The organism is Phycisphaera sp. (assembly GCA_025916675.1).
Taxonomy (GTDB): domain Bacteria; phylum Planctomycetota; class Phycisphaerae; order Phycisphaerales; family UBA1924; genus JAHCJI01.
Genome location: CP098402.1, coordinates 1,683,839 through 1,702,166 on the forward strand (window position 1 = coordinate 1,683,839; position 18,328 = coordinate 1,702,166).

15 protein-coding genes and 1 pseudogene are annotated in these 18,328 nt (G+C 66.8%); 10 read left to right on the forward strand and 6 right to left on the reverse strand.

The window, feature by feature from the left end:
• Positions 1-223: 223 nt before the first annotated feature.
• Positions 224-1,156 (reverse strand): annotated as a pseudogene (locus tag NCW75_07270) (S8 family serine peptidase).
• A 604-nt stretch (positions 1,157-1,760) separates the two neighbouring features.
• On the opposite strand from NCW75_07270, the gene NCW75_07275 reads away from it, so the two are divergent.
• From NCW75_07275 to NCW75_07295, 5 genes are all read left to right on the forward strand, one after another.
• Positions 1,761-2,762 carry a deoxyhypusine synthase family protein gene (locus tag NCW75_07275; GenBank protein UYV14083.1) on the forward strand — a complete coding sequence of 334 codons (1,002 nt, stop codon included), beginning with the start codon at positions 1,761-1,763 and terminating at the stop codon, positions 2,760-2,762.
• Between the two features lie 59 nt (positions 2,763-2,821).
• Entirely contained in the window at positions 2,822-3,511 is a 690-nt protein-coding gene (locus NCW75_07280; GenBank protein UYV14084.1) for a response regulator transcription factor, read from the forward strand.
• On the forward strand, positions 3,492-4,952 hold the full coding sequence (locus tag NCW75_07285; protein UYV14085.1) for a HAMP domain-containing histidine kinase: 1,461 nt from the start codon (positions 3,492-3,494) through the stop codon (positions 4,950-4,952). The genes NCW75_07280 and NCW75_07285 overlap by 20 nt, the downstream gene beginning before the upstream one ends.
• Before the next feature lie 279 nt (positions 4,953-5,231).
• Positions 5,232-5,402, forward strand: a complete 171-nt coding sequence (locus NCW75_07290) for a YqaE/Pmp3 family membrane protein (GenBank protein ID UYV14086.1) — start codon at positions 5,232-5,234, stop codon at positions 5,400-5,402.
• Positions 5,403-5,434: 32 nt separating this feature from the next.
• Positions 5,435-5,773: a hypothetical protein gene (locus NCW75_07295; protein UYV14087.1), complete on the forward strand. Its 339-nt coding sequence runs from the start codon at positions 5,435-5,437 to the stop codon at positions 5,771-5,773.
• Here NCW75_07295 and NCW75_07300 read toward each other — a convergent pair.
• Positions 5,770-6,159, reverse strand: coding sequence for a hypothetical protein (locus NCW75_07300; GenBank protein UYV14088.1), 390 nt, complete (start codon positions 6,157-6,159; stop codon positions 5,770-5,772). The genes NCW75_07295 and NCW75_07300 overlap by 4 nt on opposite strands.
• 47 nt (positions 6,160-6,206) lie before the next feature.
• On the opposite strand from NCW75_07300, the gene NCW75_07305 reads away from it, so the two are divergent.
• Positions 6,207-7,145, forward strand: a complete 939-nt coding sequence (locus NCW75_07305) for an NAD(+)/NADH kinase (protein UYV14089.1) — start codon at positions 6,207-6,209, stop codon at positions 7,143-7,145.
• Between the two features lie 62 nt (positions 7,146-7,207).
• Here NCW75_07305 and NCW75_07310 read toward each other — a convergent pair whose 3' ends face one another.
• From NCW75_07310 to NCW75_07320, 3 genes are all read right to left on the reverse strand, one after another.
• Positions 7,208-8,005 carry an alpha/beta hydrolase gene (locus tag NCW75_07310; GenBank protein ID UYV14090.1) on the reverse strand — a complete coding sequence of 266 codons (798 nt, stop codon included), beginning with the start codon at positions 8,003-8,005 and terminating at the stop codon, positions 7,208-7,210.
• A gap of 118 nt (positions 8,006-8,123) precedes the next feature.
• Positions 8,124-9,803, reverse strand: coding sequence for a hypothetical protein (locus NCW75_07315; GenBank protein UYV14091.1), 1,680 nt, complete (start codon positions 9,801-9,803; stop codon positions 8,124-8,126).
• Between the two features lie 299 nt (positions 9,804-10,102).
• Positions 10,103-12,874 (reverse strand): DUF2339 domain-containing protein, encoded by a 2,772-nt coding sequence (locus tag NCW75_07320; protein ID UYV14092.1) that lies wholly within the window; start codon positions 12,872-12,874, stop codon positions 10,103-10,105.
• A gap of 100 nt (positions 12,875-12,974) precedes the next feature.
• Between NCW75_07320 and NCW75_07325 the strand changes: the two genes are divergently transcribed.
• From NCW75_07325 to NCW75_07335, 3 genes are read left to right on the forward strand one after another with little or no spacing between them, the layout of a single operon-like run.
• Positions 12,975-14,513, forward strand: coding sequence for a histidine ammonia-lyase (locus tag NCW75_07325; protein ID UYV14093.1), 1,539 nt, complete (start codon positions 12,975-12,977; stop codon positions 14,511-14,513).
• Between the two features lie 6 nt (positions 14,514-14,519).
• Positions 14,520-16,241: a urocanate hydratase gene (gene hutU, locus NCW75_07330; GenBank protein UYV14094.1), complete on the forward strand. Its 1,722-nt coding sequence runs from the start codon at positions 14,520-14,522 to the stop codon at positions 16,239-16,241.
• A 12-nt stretch (positions 16,242-16,253) separates the two neighbouring features.
• Positions 16,254-16,814, forward strand: coding sequence for a hypothetical protein (locus NCW75_07335; protein ID UYV14095.1), 561 nt, complete (start codon positions 16,254-16,256; stop codon positions 16,812-16,814).
• Positions 16,815-16,828: 14 nt separating this feature from the next.
• Here NCW75_07335 and NCW75_07340 read toward each other — a convergent pair whose 3' ends face one another.
• A complete protein-coding gene (locus NCW75_07340; GenBank protein ID UYV14096.1) occupies positions 16,829-17,308 on the reverse strand; it encodes a carboxymuconolactone decarboxylase family protein in 480 nt (159 codons plus the stop codon).
• A gap of 55 nt (positions 17,309-17,363) precedes the next feature.
• Here NCW75_07340 and NCW75_07345 point away from each other — a divergent pair, with 55 nt between their 5' ends.
• Positions 17,364-18,302, forward strand: coding sequence for a hypothetical protein (locus NCW75_07345; GenBank protein ID UYV14097.1), 939 nt, complete (start codon positions 17,364-17,366; stop codon positions 18,300-18,302).
• Positions 18,303-18,328: the final 26 nt, after the last annotated feature.

An 18,328-nucleotide genomic window follows, 5' to 3' on the forward strand; every position in this document is an offset into this window, starting at 1 on the left:
ACGAGTGCCACACGACACCCGTGGCGAGCTGCTCAGGCTAACACCCAGCGTCAAACGCGTTCTGGAAGGCGAGGAAGTCGAACAGCGTCAGGCTGCCGTCCCCGTCCAGATCGGCGCTCGGGTCGCCCATGTCGAAGGCGTTCTGGTACGCCAGGAAGTCGAACAGCGTCAATTCGCCATCGCCATCAAAGTCAGCCGCGCAACCAGCTCCACCGGCCGCGACAACCGCCTCGAACGCGTCCACGCGGCCGTAGCCGTAGGTTGGGTCGAAGCCCGGTGTGCCTAGATCGACCGAGGTAGTCTCCAGGATATCCTGGACTTCCAAGCGGGTGAGGTCGGGGTTCACGCTCAGCATGAGCCCGACGACACCGGCCACGTGCGGGGTGGCCATCGACGTGCCGCTCTGGAGGGCGTAGCCATCGGTCGGGCCGAAGAGGGCAAGCGTGTCCCAGGTGCTCCACACGTCCACGCCCGGGGCGGTCACGGTCATCTCGGGGCCGGTGGTCGTAAAGCTGGCGATGGTGTCGCGGTTGTCGCTGGCACCGACGGCGATGGTTGCGTCGAACTTGGCGGGCGCAAAGATCGGGACGCCGGCGGTGTTGCCCGTGGCGGCCACGAGCACCACGTCCAGATCGGCCGCGTAGTTCACGGCGTTCTCGAGCACCGCACCAAAGTCGGGCGATCCCAGGCTCAGGCTGATGACATCGGCACCATTGTCGGCGGCCCACACAATGCCCGCGGCGATATCGGCCTCGGTGCCCGTGCCCAGGAAGCCCAGGACCTTGACCGGCAGGATCGAGCAATCCCAGCCCACGCCGGCGATGCCCGTGCCGTTGTCGGTGTCGGCGCTGGCGATGCCGGCGCAGTGGGTGCCGTGGCTGATGAAGATGTCGTCGTCCCAGCTCGCGCCTAGCGGGCTGTAGCCCGGCAGCACATTGGTCTGAAGGTCGGGATGGCTCTGGCTCACACCGGTGTCGACGATGGCGATGACCGTGTCGGGATCACCCGTAGTGATCGTCCACGCCTCGGTCGCGTTGACGTCGGCACCGGGCGTGCCCGCGATACCGGCGATCGTCTGGCCCGTGTTGAGCAAGCCGTACTGCTGGCCGAAATCGGGATCGTCGGGTGTCACGCTCAGCACGCCGCCGATGCCCATGAGTTCGACGCGCTCGACGCCATCGGTTACGGATAGCAGAGCAATGGCCGCCTGGGCATCAACGCCCGGCATCAGCGTGGCGGTATAGAGCCGCGTCAGCGCGTGCTTCTCGGCCAGGGCCGCGTCTCGCGGAGCCTCGGCAAATGTCGGGGTCAGGGTTGCGACGCCGGGCAGAACGATGCCATCACCAACGCCCTGGGCCAAGCGGATGGTCACGACGTCGCTGCGGAAACCACCCATCACGTCCGGGGCGTCAACCCGGCCGGTAAACGGCACGAAGCCCTCGGGCACGCCCCGGGCGTCACCAGCAAGGACGACACCCGAAAGAGCCAGCACCACGCCGCAAGCCAGTACAGTTCGCATCATTGAATTCCCTTCTCGTTGCCAGCCGGTGAAAATTCCAGCCCCAAAAAATGGATGCCACGAGCGAGCCCACCTCCCCGCGGGCCCGCCTCGCGGCATCCTCATCCTTGTACGCGCTCCCACCAGGGGCGCGTTACAGTGCCTTGCCGCCCGGAAGCCAGCCGATGCAGGACTTTCCGGACCCAACCGGCCTACGAACTGCCCCAGATTCCCGCTCCAACCACACGAGGACCGGCCCGCGATGACCACCACCACGCCCCTGCGCGACTTCATGGAACGCCACTACAAGCACTTCAACGCCGGCGTGGCCGTCCGTGCCGCCCGGGCCTACGAGGCGAATCTAGCCGCCGGCACCCCCATGTTCATGACGCTTGCCGGGGCCATGAGCACCGCCCAGATCGGCCGGTCGCTGGCCGAGATGATCCGCCAGAGCAAGGTCCATGCCATCAGTTGCACGGGAGCCAACCTGGAAGAGGACGTGTTCAACCTGGTCGCCCACGACCATTACCACCATATCGACGACTGGCGTGCGCTATCCGAAGCCGACGAAGTCGCGCTCGACGAGGGCGGCTTTCCACGCGTGACCGACGTGTGCATCCCCGAAGAAGCGGCGATGCAGAAGATCGAGGCCCACCTGATCAAGCGATGGAAGGCCGCCAGCGCGAGGGGCGATCGCGCCTTGCCGCATCGATATCTCTACGACCTGCTGCTGAGTGGTGATCTCGAAGGTGGCTATCAGATCGACACCAAGGACAGTTGGCTGCTCGCCGCGGCCGAGAAGGATTTGCCGCTGTTCGTGCCCGGCTGGGAAGACAGCACGCTGGGCAACATGTTCGTGGCCAACGCTGCGCGAGGCGGCTACTCGCTCGACACCGTGCTCGGCGGCACGAGCTACATGGCCTCGCTCATCGAGTGGTACGAGCGGACCGCTCGGGGCAAGGCCAAAGGCCCGGGCTTCTTCCAGGTGGGCGGGGGCATCGCCGGCGACTTCCCGATCTGTGTCGTTCCGACGATCAACCACGACATCTACCGTGACGAGGCCGACGCTGGCAAGCGTGTGCCGCGGTGGAGCTACTTCTGCCAGGTGTCCGATGCCACGACCAGCTACGGCGGCTACAGCGGTGCGGTGCCCAACGAGAAGATCACGTGGGGGAAGCTTGGCGCGGGTGAACCAAAATTCATGATCGAGAGCGACGCAACCATCGTGGTTCCGCTGATTTTTGGTTGGGTGCTGGGCTGGTAGTCCGCACGCGGGTGGCCCACACTGGAGCTACACTACCCGCGTCCGGTAGGAGGGCCCAAATGCGAATCCTGATTGTCGAAGACAACCCCAAGATGGCGCTGGCCGTACAAAAGGGGCTGACCGAGCACGGGTTCGCCGTCGACGTCTCGCACACGGGCTACGAGGGCGAGGAACTCGCCTCGAGCGACAATTACGACCTCGTCCTGCTCGACTTGATGCTGCCCGACCGTGACGGCATCGAGGTCTGCCGAAACCTGAGGCGTCGCAAGATCGCCACCCCTGTCATCATGTTGACGGCGTTATCCGCGATCGAGGAAAAGGTCGATGGGTTGGACGCCGGTGCCGACGATTACATCACCAAGCCTTTCCAGTTCGAGGAACTCCTGGCGCGCATCCGTGCCATCCTGAGAAGGGGCGAGGCCAGCGAGAGCCGCGTGCTGCGGTGTGAGGGCCTCGAACTCGATCTGTACACACGCGAGGCCACACGCGGCGATGTCCACATCGAGCTCTCGAACAAAGAGTTTGCGTTGTTAGAGTATCTCATGCGCAATCAAAACCGAGTTCTCAGCCGCATCCAGATCGGTGAGAAGGTCTGGGACATGAACTTCGAACCTTCGAGTAACGTCATCGACGTCTACGTTTCGGCCCTCCGTCGCAAGCTCGATCGCGGCTTCAGCACCCAGCTCATCCACACCATCAAGGGTGCCGGCTACCGATTCGGAGTGATCAATGCCCAGTCGGGCGTCTGAGCAAGCCCCGGCCGCTGCCCGTCGCACAAACGCGGTGATCAGCCGCATCCCCTTGCGACTGCGCATCACCACCTGGGTTGTCGCGATCTTTAGCGTCGTGCAGGTCACGCTGTCCCTAATCATCATCCTCTACCAACGCGATAGCATCCAAGGCCGCGACGAGCAACGCCTTGTCGAGGCCGCGCAAGACATCACCGGCGAGATCGCCTCCGCCGAACCCGGTCAGACCGCCACCGACATCGCGTTAGAGAGCCCGCAGTTGCGTTGGTTCGGCCGCGTCGCCGCGATCGACACCAATGACGACGACCGGATCAACATCGCCGGCCCGTTCGCACCCGAGACCTTCGACCAGCTCCGACAAGCGGTCCGTTCCGGGCAGTTCGGTCTGGCCGGACAGCAGTCCTCGGGCCGCGCGGACGGCTTTTTTTTTGCGGCCCAACCGCTTGGGGAAGGCAAACGCTACATCCTGGCAGTGCCGATGGAAGAGGCCAACGCTCCCCTGCGGACCATCACGATGGCGCTCGTTGTGCTCTTGCCAGCAGGCATCGTTGCTTCGGGCGTTTCGGCGTGGTATGTCGCTGGCTTGGCCGTCCGTCCCATACGACAAGTCCAGCACTTCGCAGAAGAACTCTCTGCTGAGAATGTTGGTGGATCGTTGCAGATTGCCGACAAGTCGCCGGAACTCGAATCGCTCCAAGAAGAGTTGGGCCTCGCGATGCGCCGCATCTCGGCCGGCTACGACGCCCAAGCTCGGTTTCTGGCCAATATCTCGCATGAGATCAAGACACCCATCGCCGTGGTGCGCACCGAGGGAGAGGTGCTCTTAGCAGGTACGCCCAGCGACGAGGACTGGCGCGGCTTCGCACACAACACCGTCGAGGAGATGGATCGCCTCGGCCGCATGGTTGAGAGCTTCTTATTGCTCACACGCATCCGGCAAGGCAAGAGCACGGTCCAAGCCCAGCGTCACGCCGCCAACGACGTACTCATGGAAACCGTGGGGCATTGCCACGCCATGGCCCGCCAGTACTCGGTCAGACTCGAACCCATCCTTTACCAGGATGAAGCAGACCTGCAGGTCGAAGGCAACCTCGACCTTCTCACGACCGCCCTGGGAAACCTTGTCCGCAACGCCATCCGATTCTCTCCGCGCGACCTGGCCATCAAGATCTCCTGCGGGGTGCGCGGCAAGCGCGTCATCTTCCGGGTGCGTGACTACGGCCCGGGCGTGCCGCCCGAGGTGCTCGAGCACCTCTTCGAACCGTTTACACAAGGCAACAGCGAGAGGCAACTCGGCCGAGGCACCGGGCTCGGCCTCCAGATCGCCCACGGCATTGCCGAGTTGCACGATGGCGAGGTCCGCGTTCGCAACCTCAACCAGGGCTGCGAGTTCTCGCTCCGGCTGAGGATACCAGACCTGAACATTTCCCAGACAAGCTAAAATGAAACCGCTTTCACCTGATCTTCAGGACGTTGTCAATGCTACAGCCGAATGTGCTGGCATGATCCGATGTGTCTGCATTCCGATCCTCTTGGCCGCAGCGGTCGGATCTGGTTACATCGCCGTCATCGCGCCAGGTCCTTCGAGTCCACCGCTGGTCGACATTGTGTTCATCGCCAGCGTACTTTCGTTTCTCGCAATGCTAGTGTCCGTGCTGGGTGACCAACTCAAGCACACCACGGGCCGGCACCCGGCCCACACAGATAGGAGCAGCCCAAAGTGATCGTTGTCAAGATTATCCTGGCCATCTTCCTCCCTCCCGTCGCCGCATTCCTTCAGGTTGGCTTGGGCCTGCACTTCTGGTTGAACATCCTGCTCACTCTCATGTTCGGGCTTCCGGGCATGATCCACGCGCTGTGGCTGGTCGCGACCGACAAGGCACCCGCCTGATCCTGACACGAGCCCAGACAAGGATTCCATTTGTGACTACGCAAGCCAATCCTCCCGATGCGGAACGCCAGCCAGAGCATTCGCAAGACGAAGCCCACGCCCAGCCGCCACCCACGGCCGACCCAGACGCCCGGCGCATCGCCGAGGTCTCACCCGAGGGCATCCCGGCAGATCCGAAGACCGACCGCCGCACGATCGGCAGGATCCTCACCGGCTCATTCCTCGTCGTGGCGATCGTTTCCGTGCTGTTGGCGATCTTCGTGAACCCGTGGATCGGGCTTATCTGTGGCGTGCTCGCCGTGCTGCTGATGCTCATCAATCCCGTTCTCTGGGCGTCCCTCTCGCGGATGAAGGAGCGCGAGAACATCTAGGCCTGTGGTTGATCGGCGGCGTTGCCGTTGTCGAGCACCGGCTTGCGCCAGCCCCAGTCGGCATCCTTCTCCAGCCGCGTCGAGCTCTGCCGGATGCACCGCCGGCATATGACCGCCCCATCGCCCCGATCACCCGTGGGCACGGGGCTCTGCCAGCCGGGCTCGTCGCGCTGCTCCAGGCACATGGTGCAGGTCGCCCCTTCGGGCATCGAGCTCTGTTGCAGCAGCACGACCTCGGTGAACGCGATCGTCAGGGCATCGCCGCAGATCAGGCTGCCCTGGTGGCCCTCGACCAACGGGAAGCTGCCGTCCCACGTCCGGCCCGTGTAGTCGCAGATGAAGTCGGACGGCTGCATGTCCATCGGATTGGCGCCTTGGCGGTGCATGGGCCATTCTACGAACGCTGCCACGATTGTCGCCCATATGATCGTCCATGCCACGCGATACGGCCCCGGCCTCTTCTTCTTCCGACGCATCCACCCCATCGCCAGCCCGGAACGCCCTGACTCGTGTCGCCCTGGTGGTCAACACCGGCAAGCCCGAGGCCGTCGACGCCGCCAAGGCCGTCCGCCGCGACATCGAGGCTCACGCCACGCTGGTCGGCGAGTTCGATTGCTCCGACGGAGGTCGGTGCCTGGGTGATGACGCCGATCTGGCCATCGTGCTGGGCGGCGACGGGACGATCCTGGGCCTGGCCCGCCACGCGCTCGAGGCCGGCGTGCCCGTGCTGGGCATCAACTTCGGCAAGCTCGGGTTCCTGGCCGAATTCGACGCCGGGGCCTTCCACCGGCATGCGACTCGATTGCTCACCGGCCACTCGACGATCCGCGAGGTGGCCGCCCTGGACGCTCGCGTGCTCCGTGATGGCACCGAGATTGGGCGTCAGGCCGCCATCAACGACGTGGCGATCTGTAACGGCGCGCCGTTCCGCATGATCGAATTGGGCCTGCAGATCGACGGCGCGCCCACGGAGAGCGCCCCTCGCGTCGCGGGCGACGGCCTGATCATCGCCACCCCCACCGGCAGCACGGCGTACAACTCGGCCGCCGGCGGCCCGATCCTCGAACCCACGCTCGCCGCGATGGTCGTGACGCCGATCGCCGCCCACTCGCTGAGCTTCCGCCCCATCGTCGTGCCCGGGTCGAGTTGCATCGAGGTCGTCGCCCACCGCGTCAACCGCGCCGAGGGCCACGACCCGAGCGCCGGCACCTGCGCCGTGGTCGACGGCCAGCACACGATCCCGCTGGAAATGGGTGACACCGTGCGCATCACCGTCGGCGAGCGGCCGCTGCGTCTGGTCGTCAACCCCGAGCGGAGCTACTGGCAGACGCTGATCCACAAGCTGCGCTGGGCCAGCACGCCGGGCGGGTGACATCGCTCGGGGTCATTCTTGGCGGCCCACCATGGTGGGTTGCCCCTGCACCGAGTGCCCCGTTAGCCCTGCACGGCATGCCCGGCCCACGCCGCCAACACACCGGCGACCAGCTCGGCGTCGGCCTTCTTGGTCAGCAGGTGGTCGGCCTTATCCAGGCTCACGAAGCTCTTGGGGTGGCGGGCCCAGCCGTAGATGGTCGCGGCGTTGTCGATGCCGACGATCGTGTCCACCGGCGAGTGGAAGATCATCAGGGCCCGGCCCAGGCGTGACAGGTTCTCGATGTTCGCCTTGGGGTCTTGGGCGCTCAGGTCGTCAACCAGCCCCGCTTCAACGCGGAACGGCCGCCCGCCGATCGACACCTCGGCCGACCCTTCTCTGCGGATCGTGTCCAGCTGGCTCCCGAAGAGCGCGGTGACGTGCTGGGGGTCGGCCGGCGCGCCGATCGTCGCGACCGCGCGCACGCCCGCGAGGGGGTCACGCGGTTCGCCCTGAGCATCACTCCCGCCGAGCGCCAGCACCGCCGCACCGCCCAAACTGTGCCCGATGAGCAGGCCGGGCGGGCCGCGGTTCTCTCGCAGCCACGCGCACGCGGCCCGCAGGTCGCCGAGGTTCCCCGAGAACGTCGACTCGCCGAACTCGCCGCCGCTGTCGCCCAGGCCCGTGAAGTCGATCCGCAGCACGCCGATACCACGAAACGCCAGGGCACGCCCGATGCGCGCGGCGGCGATGGAATCCTTCGAGCAGGTGAAGCAGTGGGCGAAGACGGCGTAGCCGAGGGCATCACCTTCGGGCTCATCGAGCTTGGCGGCCAGCGCGTGTCCGCTCGAGCAATCGATGGTGAGGCTGGTGGTGGGCATGGCGTGGCTCTCCGCGTCTTCCGGGGCTTGATTCTGACTGGGCCAGACTAGCCTCACGGCCGCCCGGTCTATTCCGCCCACGCACGAGTCGATGCCACCCAGCCCGCTGCGGGACCAATCACCTTGAGATCTTCAGCCGAAGCTCCAGCCACAACACAAAGAGCGTGGCAATGAGCACTGCCGCGATGGCGACCGGCGTTGTCCAGTCGGGGCCAGACTCGGAAATCAACGCCCGCGCCAGAACGAGCACCGAGGGGACGACCACGATGTAGACTCGCAGACCCAGGTTGCGGAGCGGATCACGCACCACGCGGACCACTTCACCGGTGTCGATTCTCAGCCGCTGCCGGGCGTCGAGGTCAAGGTAGATCACCGGTAATTCCGAGTCGGTGGACATCCGCCGCACGCGCCGCATGTCGGGGCGCAGCAGGTGGGCCAGGAACCACTGGGGCATGCGCTCCTGCTGCACCTTCCGCCGGCGGGCCTGGGCATCGGTCATCTCCACGGCTCGCAGCCCCACGCGGACGCCGTCCGCACTGACAACCTTGATGTGGTCGCCCGGGCCGACGCCAATGACATCGAACACCTCTCTGGCCATACGGCACAGGCCGATTTCCATGTCCACGGGCGTGGCAAAATCGACGCGCATGAGCACGGGTTGCGAACCCACCGCCCATTCCAACCGGCCGCCCAGCCACGTGGCCATCCGTCGTGCGAGCCTCGCGACCGGCGGCCCGCCGGCCTGACGCTCATGGCGGGCACCGCGTGGGGCGTACTCGGGTCGCGCGCCAAGCTCTGGGGCGAAACCCACCACGTCTCCGGTGTTGACGCCGAGGCCTACGCGGATCTTCTCATCGAGCGCTAACGCATGAGCGGCCACCGGGCAACCCCGGAGCCTCGGGGGGCCGACTTCCTCGGACGGCACGGACGGATCGATCGCCCGCTCGCCCAGCAACACCGCCGGGACACGCAAACGCGCGACCGGCGAGGGTCGGCTCCCACCGTCTTCTTTCGGCGATGCGGGCACGAATAGGTAGCGACGCGGACTCCCGTCCTCGCGAAGGTCCAGGTGCACACGATCAATGACCGAGCGAGACGTGACGAACAGATCACCCTCTTCAAGGCCGATCGGATCGACCCCGGCCAGTGCGGGGTGCCGGCGTAAGCACGCGATAAACTCACGCCGAGATCCGGACCGGTCGCGCGTCCGCTCAACGACGGCGTAGTGGCCGCTCGGTGCCGGCGGGCCATTCCGAGCTCGCGCCGCCTGGATGAGTCCGAGCACGTCCGCGTCCGGACCCGAAACCGGCTTGTGCGTTGGATCGATCCCAGTACAAAGAGCATCACTCAAATAAGCAGCAAGCTCAAGATCGCCGAGATGCTCGCCGTAGGTCTCGAGCAACCCGGCGATCACCGTACACAGGTAAGGCTCGCTGGGCGGCTTGAAGGCCGGGTCGACCGACTCGGGCGATCCGGTGAATGTATAGATCGGCTCGTTCCCCGATTGCGGGTTGCTGCCGAGGAAGAGGCAAAGGTTGTACAGCGCCCCGTCGGACAAGTCGACCACGCCGTTCTTGTGGAGCGGCCCGCGTCGGTCGCCCAGCGCGTTCGCGGGATCGATGTCGACCCCGGAAATGGAGTTTTCCCCTCGCAGCACGCAGGCAAATTGTTGCCGCGTGATGCGATACATCCGCGCGAGGGCTCGCCGTGTAATCGGGTACCCATCGGGATACACCTCTCGCATGCGTCCGCTGGTCGTCTCGAATCCACCGGTGCGCATCACTTCGGGGAGTGCCAAGAAGCAAACCCCTCCGCCTTGCCAGGTATCGGCCTGGTGCGCGAAACTAAGCGGATACGGCAACTGGATGGGGCGGCTCTCCGTAGGCGGACTGGTGTCCACACAAGGCGGGTGCTCGTGAGAGGCGCCTGCGGGCGTACCGCCGCGCAGGTAACACATGAACCGTTCGAGATTCATATTCGAGCCGTAGCAGGCGTACCAGACATAGTCGGCGTCGGACGCCGACGAGCCCTCATGGGGAAGGTCAAAGGCCGCCTTTGGTCCGGGCTGATCCTCAGTCATTGACGTATTCTTGCCATTCATCCCGGGCGGGACAGCTCATCGGGCGTATCGCCGGCCACGGACTTCCCCATCAGCCACGCGTACCCAACGCCCGCCCCAAGCAGGATCAGCCCCACCACCGTCGAACCGAAGATCCGCGTCAATCCCTCGAGCGAGGCCATGTCGACCGCCAGCACCTTGGCCGCCGTCAACCCCAGCAGCGCCAGGCCGGCCCACCGTACGCCAGCAACACGTATGCGCACGCCCAGCGCGATCGTGGCGACGGCGAACAGGCTCCACCACACCGAGAGCGCCGCGTCGGGGGCGGCTTCGCCACCGATGTTGAGGTAATCCACCGCTCGCACGACCTCCGAAGAACTCGCCGCGAACGCCAGCACGCCCGCACCGGTGTACGCCGCCAGCCGCAGGGCCCGGTTGGCCTCGGGCTGATCCCACGGCACGCCCTCCACGTGCCTGGCACGCCCGACCAGCCAGCCCGTCACGCCCAGCGCCGCGATGATGAGGCCACCTGACACCATCGCCTCGTGCAGGAGCGGCGGCGCGGCGATGTCTTCCCAATCGGTCATCGCGCGGTGGCCGATCCACGTCGCCGCCAGCACCAGGCCGATCGCGGCGCTCAACTGCGGCAGCAGCCACGCACGCAGCGCCGACGCGAATGCCAGCCCGACCACGGCCACGAGCAACACCGACCAGCACACCAGCAGTGTCGCCATCGGCGTGCCGTCCCCGAGCAGCATCGCTGCCAGCGACACGTACGCCGCCGCCGCACCGATCATCCGGGCCACCGGCGGAGTGCCGCGCAACGCGCTCATCGCCGCCCACGTCGCGCCGACGACCAGCAACGCCCAAGACGCGTTGGTCCACGAGATCAGGACCGAGGTCGGGGGCGGACGCGATTCGAAGAAGGAGGTGGACGCCGCGGCATGCACACCCACCGTTCCAAGCACGAGGAGTACGAGCGAGGCGATCCGAACGTCCACGCGGCGAACCATGATCGAGAAGTACGCCAACGCCACCGCGAGCACCGCCCACGCCGCACCGATCGAGAGCGGATCGCTGCCCGGCCCGATGAGCGAGAGCGCGCCCGCGCCGATGGCCGTGACGGCCACCGCCTGGCGATACGGTGAACGCCGCAGCAGCGCGGCCGCCGCCACCAGCGTCGCGGTGACGATGAGCAACTGGCCCGACCACTCCGAGAAGTGCAGGCCCAGGAACGAAACCGTCGCGAGCGTGCTTTCATTGAGCTGGTAGAACGCCCACGCCAAGTCGTACGTCACCAACCGGCCCAGCCCGAAGCCGACGAACAGCAGCCCCAGCACGCTCGCCGCGTGGAACCGCATCCGCACGCCGAAAACAATGGCCGCCAGGCCCACGAACACCCACGCGATGACCTCGGTAGCCCCGCCCAGCCCGGTCGCGATCGTGAGCGCCAGCAACGCCGCGGCATCAATCGTGAGCGCCGTGGCCAATGCGGATCGCGCCGTCGATGATCGCGTCCACAGCCGATACCCCTCGGGCGCGCACGCCAGGGCGACAACCAGCGATGCGATCGTCATGGCCGCGGGCACGATCCACACCAAGTCCGGCGCGTGGTCGTGGACCACGTAGATCATCAGCACCACGGCCCACACCGTCGCACCGAACACCGAGTTGATCCAGCGGGCCTCGGGCCGGAGGAGCGACCCGATATCGAACGTGATCGCCTCGCCCGGCTCGCTCCGGATGAAGCCCGCCTTCGCGTCTTCGGGCCATCGATGGCTCGGGCGCAGCCGCGAGAAGAACCGGGCCGAAACCACAAGCTCGGCGACCGTCATCGCCCACACCAGCGACGCGAACACCACCGGCGACGCCACGCTATGGTCGCGCATGCTCACGCCCCACAGCGTGCCGAGCAAGGCCGTGCCCCACCACGCGATGCGCCGGATCGACGCGAACCCGCTGCCCTTCCACCCCGCCAGCACCAGACCCATCGCGAGCAGCGATAGCAAGTACGCCGGCAGCGCGACGTACGACGGCGCATCGGAGTGAACCACCAGAGGCACGACGAACGCGCCGATCAGCGACAGCCCCGCCAGTAAAACGCGCGACGACAACGCGCCGAGCGCCACACCAGAAAGCGAGGTCAACGCCAGCAGCACGAACGCAGCGGGCATCGGCAGCAACTCGTACAACCGGGCCGCCGCGAGGATGGACCCGAACACGATCGCCAGCCCCGCCGCGCTCACGCCGGTCGAGGCGAGGTCGTTGATCTTGCGTCGCAGCACTTCTCCTGCACCAACGAGCGCGACCCCAAAGGCCGCACCCAGCACGCACCGCACCCAGCCGGGCACCTGATCGACCCAGCCCCGGTCCCAGGCCTCCTTCAGGAACAACCCCGCGGCGATAACCAGGATCAGCACACCGGCGAGCACGATGCCCTTGGCGCCGATCAACCACTCGAGTTCCGACCAACTCCGCTTTCGCCAGACCGGCGAACTCGGGGGTTCGAACTCGGGCTCGTTGGTATCTACCTCGTTGGTCTCAACAAGGGGCGGCGGCGGCGGCCGACCGGACGCCGCCGCCATCTTGCGATCCTTCAACGCTTCGAGATGGCTCGTGGGTGCCGACGGCTCGGCCACGGGGCCCACGGGCTCGGATCCCTCGGGCTGCCCAGCTGGTTGCTCGTCGGGCTCAGCCTCGGGCGCGGTGAGTCTCGCCTCGAGCGCGTCCAGCCTCTGCTGGAGCGACCGCACCTGGGCCCGGATCTCCCCAAGCTCCCGCCGCGGGTCGTTCTGTGGCTCGCCCCCCATCGATAGTTAGTATATACTTTACTTTTACGGGTGTCCACCGATGGCGATTCCCGCCCTTCCTCGCCCGGCCCAAGCCGCCGGCGGGCCAAGAATCGCCCCCATGCCTACCGACCACCCCCTCACCCTCGACGGCTCGCCCCTGACCATCGCCCAAGTCGTCTCGGTTGCACGAGATGGGGGCAAGATCGCCCTTGATGCCAAGGTCACCCAACGCCTGAACGCCATGCGGGCCAAGCTCGAGGCCCTGACCACCGACGGCAACGCCTACTACGGCATTAACACCGGCTTCGGCTCGCTCGCCCGCACGCGGATCGACTCGGAAAAGCTCCGCGAGCTCCAGGCCAACCTCATCCGCAGCCACGCCGCCGGCGTCGGCGAGCCGCTGGCCGAAGACATCGTTCGCGCCATGATGCTGCTCCTTGCCGCCTCGCTCTCGCGCGGCCACTCGGGCGTGCGGCCCGTCGTTGTCGAGACGATCATCGCGTGGCTCAACGCCGGGGTGACACCCGTGGTGCCCAGCTTAGGATCTGTCGGCGCGTCGGGCGACCTCGCGCCGCTTGCGCACGCCGTGCTGGCGATGATGGGCGAAGCGCCGACGATGGAGGGCCGCACGCCGCAAGATGCTGGCATCGAGCCACTGACGCTGGAGGCCAAAGAAGGCCTGGCCCTCATCAACGGCACGCACCTGATGGCGGCGTGTGCCGCGCTCATTCTCGATGACTACGACCGCCTGTGGAACGCGGCGATCATCGCCAACGCCATGTCGATCGACGCGTTCCGCGCGAGCGACTCGTATCTTGATCCCAGGGTCCACGCGGCCCGGAACAACACGAGAACTGGAACCGAGGCCGCGAATCTGCAACTGCTTCTCAAGGGCAGCGAGATTCTCCCCAGCCACCGCACCGATGACCCCCGGGTGCAAGACCCCTACTCGTTCCGCTGCGCCCCCTACGTACTCGGGGCTGCCAATGACGCGGCGAATTATGTTTACGAGGCGACGATCCGCGAGCTGGGTGCTGTCACCGACAACCCGCTGTTGTTCGAGAATGGCGGCACGCTCGAGGTTGTCAGCGCCGGCAACTTCCACGGCATGCCCATTGCCCTGCCCCTCGACACCCTGGCCATCGCTATCACGCACATCGCCGGCATCTCCGAGCGCCGCGTCTTCGCCATCCTCGCGGCGAGCGATCCCGAGACCCACCTCTTGCCCTACCTCAGCCACGGCCCGGGCCTGCACAGCGGCCTGATGATCGCCCAGTACACATCCGCGGCTCTGGTCAACGAGATCGCGGGCCTGGCCAGCCCCGCCAGCGTCATCAACCTGCCAACCAGCGCGGGCATCGAGGACTACAACAGCTTCGGGCCGCGAGCGGCTTCCAAAGCGGCACGATCCCTGGAACTCACGGAAATGGTCGTGGCCATCGAGATCATCTGCGCGGCCGAGGGCGTGGAGTTCCACCGCCCCCTCAGGTCCGGCCCCGCCGTCGAAGAGGCGATCCGAAGGGTTCGCGAGGTCGTCCCACCCTTCGCCGCCGACCGCAGCCCGGCCCCGGCCATCGAGGCGGTCACGGCTCTGATCCGAAGCAACGCCTTTGGGGATATCCAAGACTTCGCGCCCAGCCCCGCTGGCGGCGAATAATCAACGATGACGACCACGACCCCCTCGGTAATCCGCGCCCCCCGCGGCACCACCCTCTCGTGCAAGACCTGGCAGGCCGAGGCCGCCATGCGCATGCTCATGAACAACCTCGACCCCGAGGTCGCCGAGCGGCCCGAGGACCTCGTGGTCTACGGCGGCCGCGGCCGGGCCGCGAGAGACTGGCCCAGCTACGAGGCCATCATCGCCACGCTCAAGCGCCTCGAGGCCGACGAGACGTTGTTGGTGCAATCCGGCAAGCCTGTTGGCGTCGTCCGCACACACACCGACGCCCCCCGCGTCCTCATCGCCAACAGCAACCTCGTCCCCCACTGGGCCACCCAGGACCACTTCGACGAGCTCGAAAAGGCCGGCCTCATGATGTTCGGCCAGATGACCGCCGGCTCGTGGATCTACATCGGCACCCAGGGCATCCTCCAAGGCACCTACGAGACCCTCGCGCAATGCGCTCGCGACCACTTTGGCGGCAGCCTGGAGGGCAAGCTCTGCGTCACGGCCGGCTGTGGCGGCATGGGCGGCGCGCAGCCCCTCAGCGTCACTCTTAACGGCGGCGTCTGCCTCATCGCCGACGTCGATATCACACGCCTCAAGAAGCGCGAGCACGACAAGTACCTCGACGAGATCATCGAGGGCATCGACACCGCCATCGACAAGGCCCTCGAATACAAGAAGGCCGGCACCGCCCGCAGCATCGGCGTCGAGTGCAACGCCATCGAGCTCCTCGAACGCCTCATCGAGCGCAACGAGACCGTCGACGCCCTGACCGACCAGACCAGCGCCCACGACCCCCTCGAGGGCTACACGCCCGTCGAGTACACGTTCGACCAGGCCAAGCAAGCAAGGCAAGACGACCCCAACGCCTACCAGAAGCTCAGCCTCGCCAGCATGGCCCGCCACGTCCGGGCCATGCTCGAGCTCCAGAAGCGCGGCGCCATCACCTTCGACTACGGCAACAACATCCGCCAGCGCGCCAAGGACACCGGCGTGCAGAACGCCTTCGATTTCCCCGGCTTCGTCCCCGCGTTCATCCGCCCGCAGTTCTGTCTGGGCCGCGGCCCCTTCCGCTGGGTCGCGCTCTCGGGTGATCCCAAGGACATCTACGCCACCGACAAGGCCATCCTCGACGCCTTCCCCCGCGGCCATGGCGAGTACAACGACCGCCTGCACGACTGGATCCTCGGCTGCCACGCCAACCCCGAGGCCCTCCGGGCCGGGGCTTTCGATGAGTGCGCTCCACGCTTCGGCTGGCAGGGTTTGCCGGCCCGCATCTGCTGGCTGGGCCTGGGCGAGCGCGCGAAGGCGGGCTTGATCTTCAATGACCTGGTACAAAGCGGCACTGCCGCCGCCCCCATCGTCATCGGCCGAGACCACCTCGACTGCGGCAGCGTCGCCAGCCCCAACCGCGAGACCGAGGCCATGAAGGACGGCTCCGACGCCGTGAGCGACTGGGCCATCCTCAACTTCGCCGTCAACACCGCCAGCGGCGCGAGCTGGACCAGCTTCCACCACGGCGGCGGCGTCGGCATCGGCTTCAGCCAGCACGCCGGCCAGGTCATCGTCGCCGACGGCACCGCCGAGGCGGCTTCTCGATTGGAGCGTGTCCTGACCAATGACCCCATGATGGGCGTCTTCCGCCACGCCGACGCGGGCTACGACGACGCGAAGAAGTGCGCTTCGGACCTGCATGTCGACATCCCGATGGCCGAGTAGGGGACTCGTGCCATGACGCTCGGTCGACTTCTTTTCGTGCTCTCATTCGTGCCCGGAGTGTTCTTGATCGCGTGTGCCGCACCCAGCCTCGGCCCGCTGCCATCCCCCGCCGCAGTAGCCGCGGTGCACGGCCCGCCGGGGGAGTGGTACGACCTCAGCGAGTTCTTCATCGAGCTCAACGGCGACTCGAACCCCGAGTTGCTGCGGCTCTATGTCGTCAAGGGCAAGATCGACGACACCGCCTACGACCTGGAACGGTTCAGAACGGAAGGCGCCTCGTGCTGGGCCTTCTCCCTCTTTGCCTTCCACGACAGCGAGCCCGTGATGGTCTTCCACCGGGGGAACCACCTGGAGGGCTTCGGCCTGGCCCTGCGCGAACACGATGGGCGGCCGATGCTCTTCACCAAGCAGCCCCACGAGTGGACCACTCGCTCGGCCTTCGGGTGGTGGCCCCTGTGGGGCTCCATCGAGCACGGCCACTGGAGCGCCTGGCACGGCGACTGGGACGGCGAGGCGAGCACATTCGAACCCACGGGCTATGCGCCCCAAGTCCGCTTCGATCACTCGAAGTGATTGCTCCTCCTGTATCAGCGTCCCTCCGGCTCCTTGCCCAACCCAACCGCCAATCGATTCCAAGCATTCATCATCGCAATCGCCAGCGTAATACCCGCAATCTCCCGCTCGTCATAATACTCGGCCAGCGTGTCGTACAACGCCTGCGGCGCCCGCTTCTCGCCAACCCGCGTCAACGCCTCGGCCCACGCCAGCACCGCCTTCTCGGCCTCGGTGAACAGGCCCGTCTCGTCCCAGCCCGCCAGCACGTCCAGCCGCTGCTGGGTCTCGCCGGCCTCACGGGCTTCCTGCGCGTGCATGTCCAGGCAGTAGGCGCACCCGTTGAGCTGGCTGACGCGCATGTCGATGAGGTGCAGCAGCGTCGGATCGACGCCGCCATCGGCGAGCCACTGGCTGACGGCGGCCAGCCGCTTGTAGCCCCCGGGGGCGGCGGAGTCGAAGCGGGCGCGGGCGGTGTGGCCAGCGGTCGCGGGGTTCTCGGTCGGTGCGCTCATCGTGGTCTCCTTGGCCGCCGCTGGTCCGAAGCGACGGTCCCATAGCGTACCGAGCGTGGCCGGCGGCCGCCCCGGGGCCGCCCGGGCCCTGCTGGTGGTCAGAAACGCGGACGCGGCGGCGGCCATCGTGACCACGGGGGTCATCTTCGTAGACACGAACACGGCCATCGTGCCCACGGCGGTCGCCATCGTGGACACGAACACGGCCGTCGTGGGCACGGCGGCCACCATCGTGGACTCGAACACGGCCATCGTGGGCACGATGGCCGCCGCCGCCCGGATATCCTCCGACCGAGAACCAACCCCGGCCGCCACGCGGCGGCCCTCCCGAGCGGAGCGCCCCGACACCATGATCGCCACCCTCACCGGCACCATCACCGCCCTCGAACCCGGCAAGGTCACCCTCGCCACAGCCGGCGGCGTCGCCTACGAGGTTCTCCTCCCTCCCTACCTCTCGGGCGACCTCCCATCGGGGCAAAAGAAGCTCGGCAAAGTCGGCGACCAGGCCACCCTGGCCACCGTCCACGTCCTCGAGAGCCCCAACCAGGGCGCCACCTTCATCCCGCGCCTCATGGGCTTCGCCACCGCCGCCGACAAGGAGGTCTACGAGGCCATGACCCAGATTCGCGGCCTGGGCCACCGCAAGGCGTTGCGCGCCTTGGCGGAACCACCCAGTGAAGTCGCCGCCATGATCGCCCGCGGCGACGAGGTCGGCTTGAAGCGCCTGCCCGAGATCGGGGCGAAGCTGGCCAAGACGCTCGTCGACGAACTCGGCCCCGCCTTCCGCGACAAGCTGGCCATCGAAGAGATGGAAGCCGGCGTCAGGATCGAGGCCAAGCCCACCGACCCCCAGGCCGAGGACGCCGTCCGCGCGCTCGTCGCCCTGGGCGAGCAGCCCGCCGAGGCGTCGCGCAAGGTCACCATCGCGCGGCAGAAACGCGGCGAGAAAGACATCGAAGCGTCCGAGCTCGTATCCCTCGCCCTGTCGCTCTGAACACCATCTTCCCTTCCTCCCCCCTC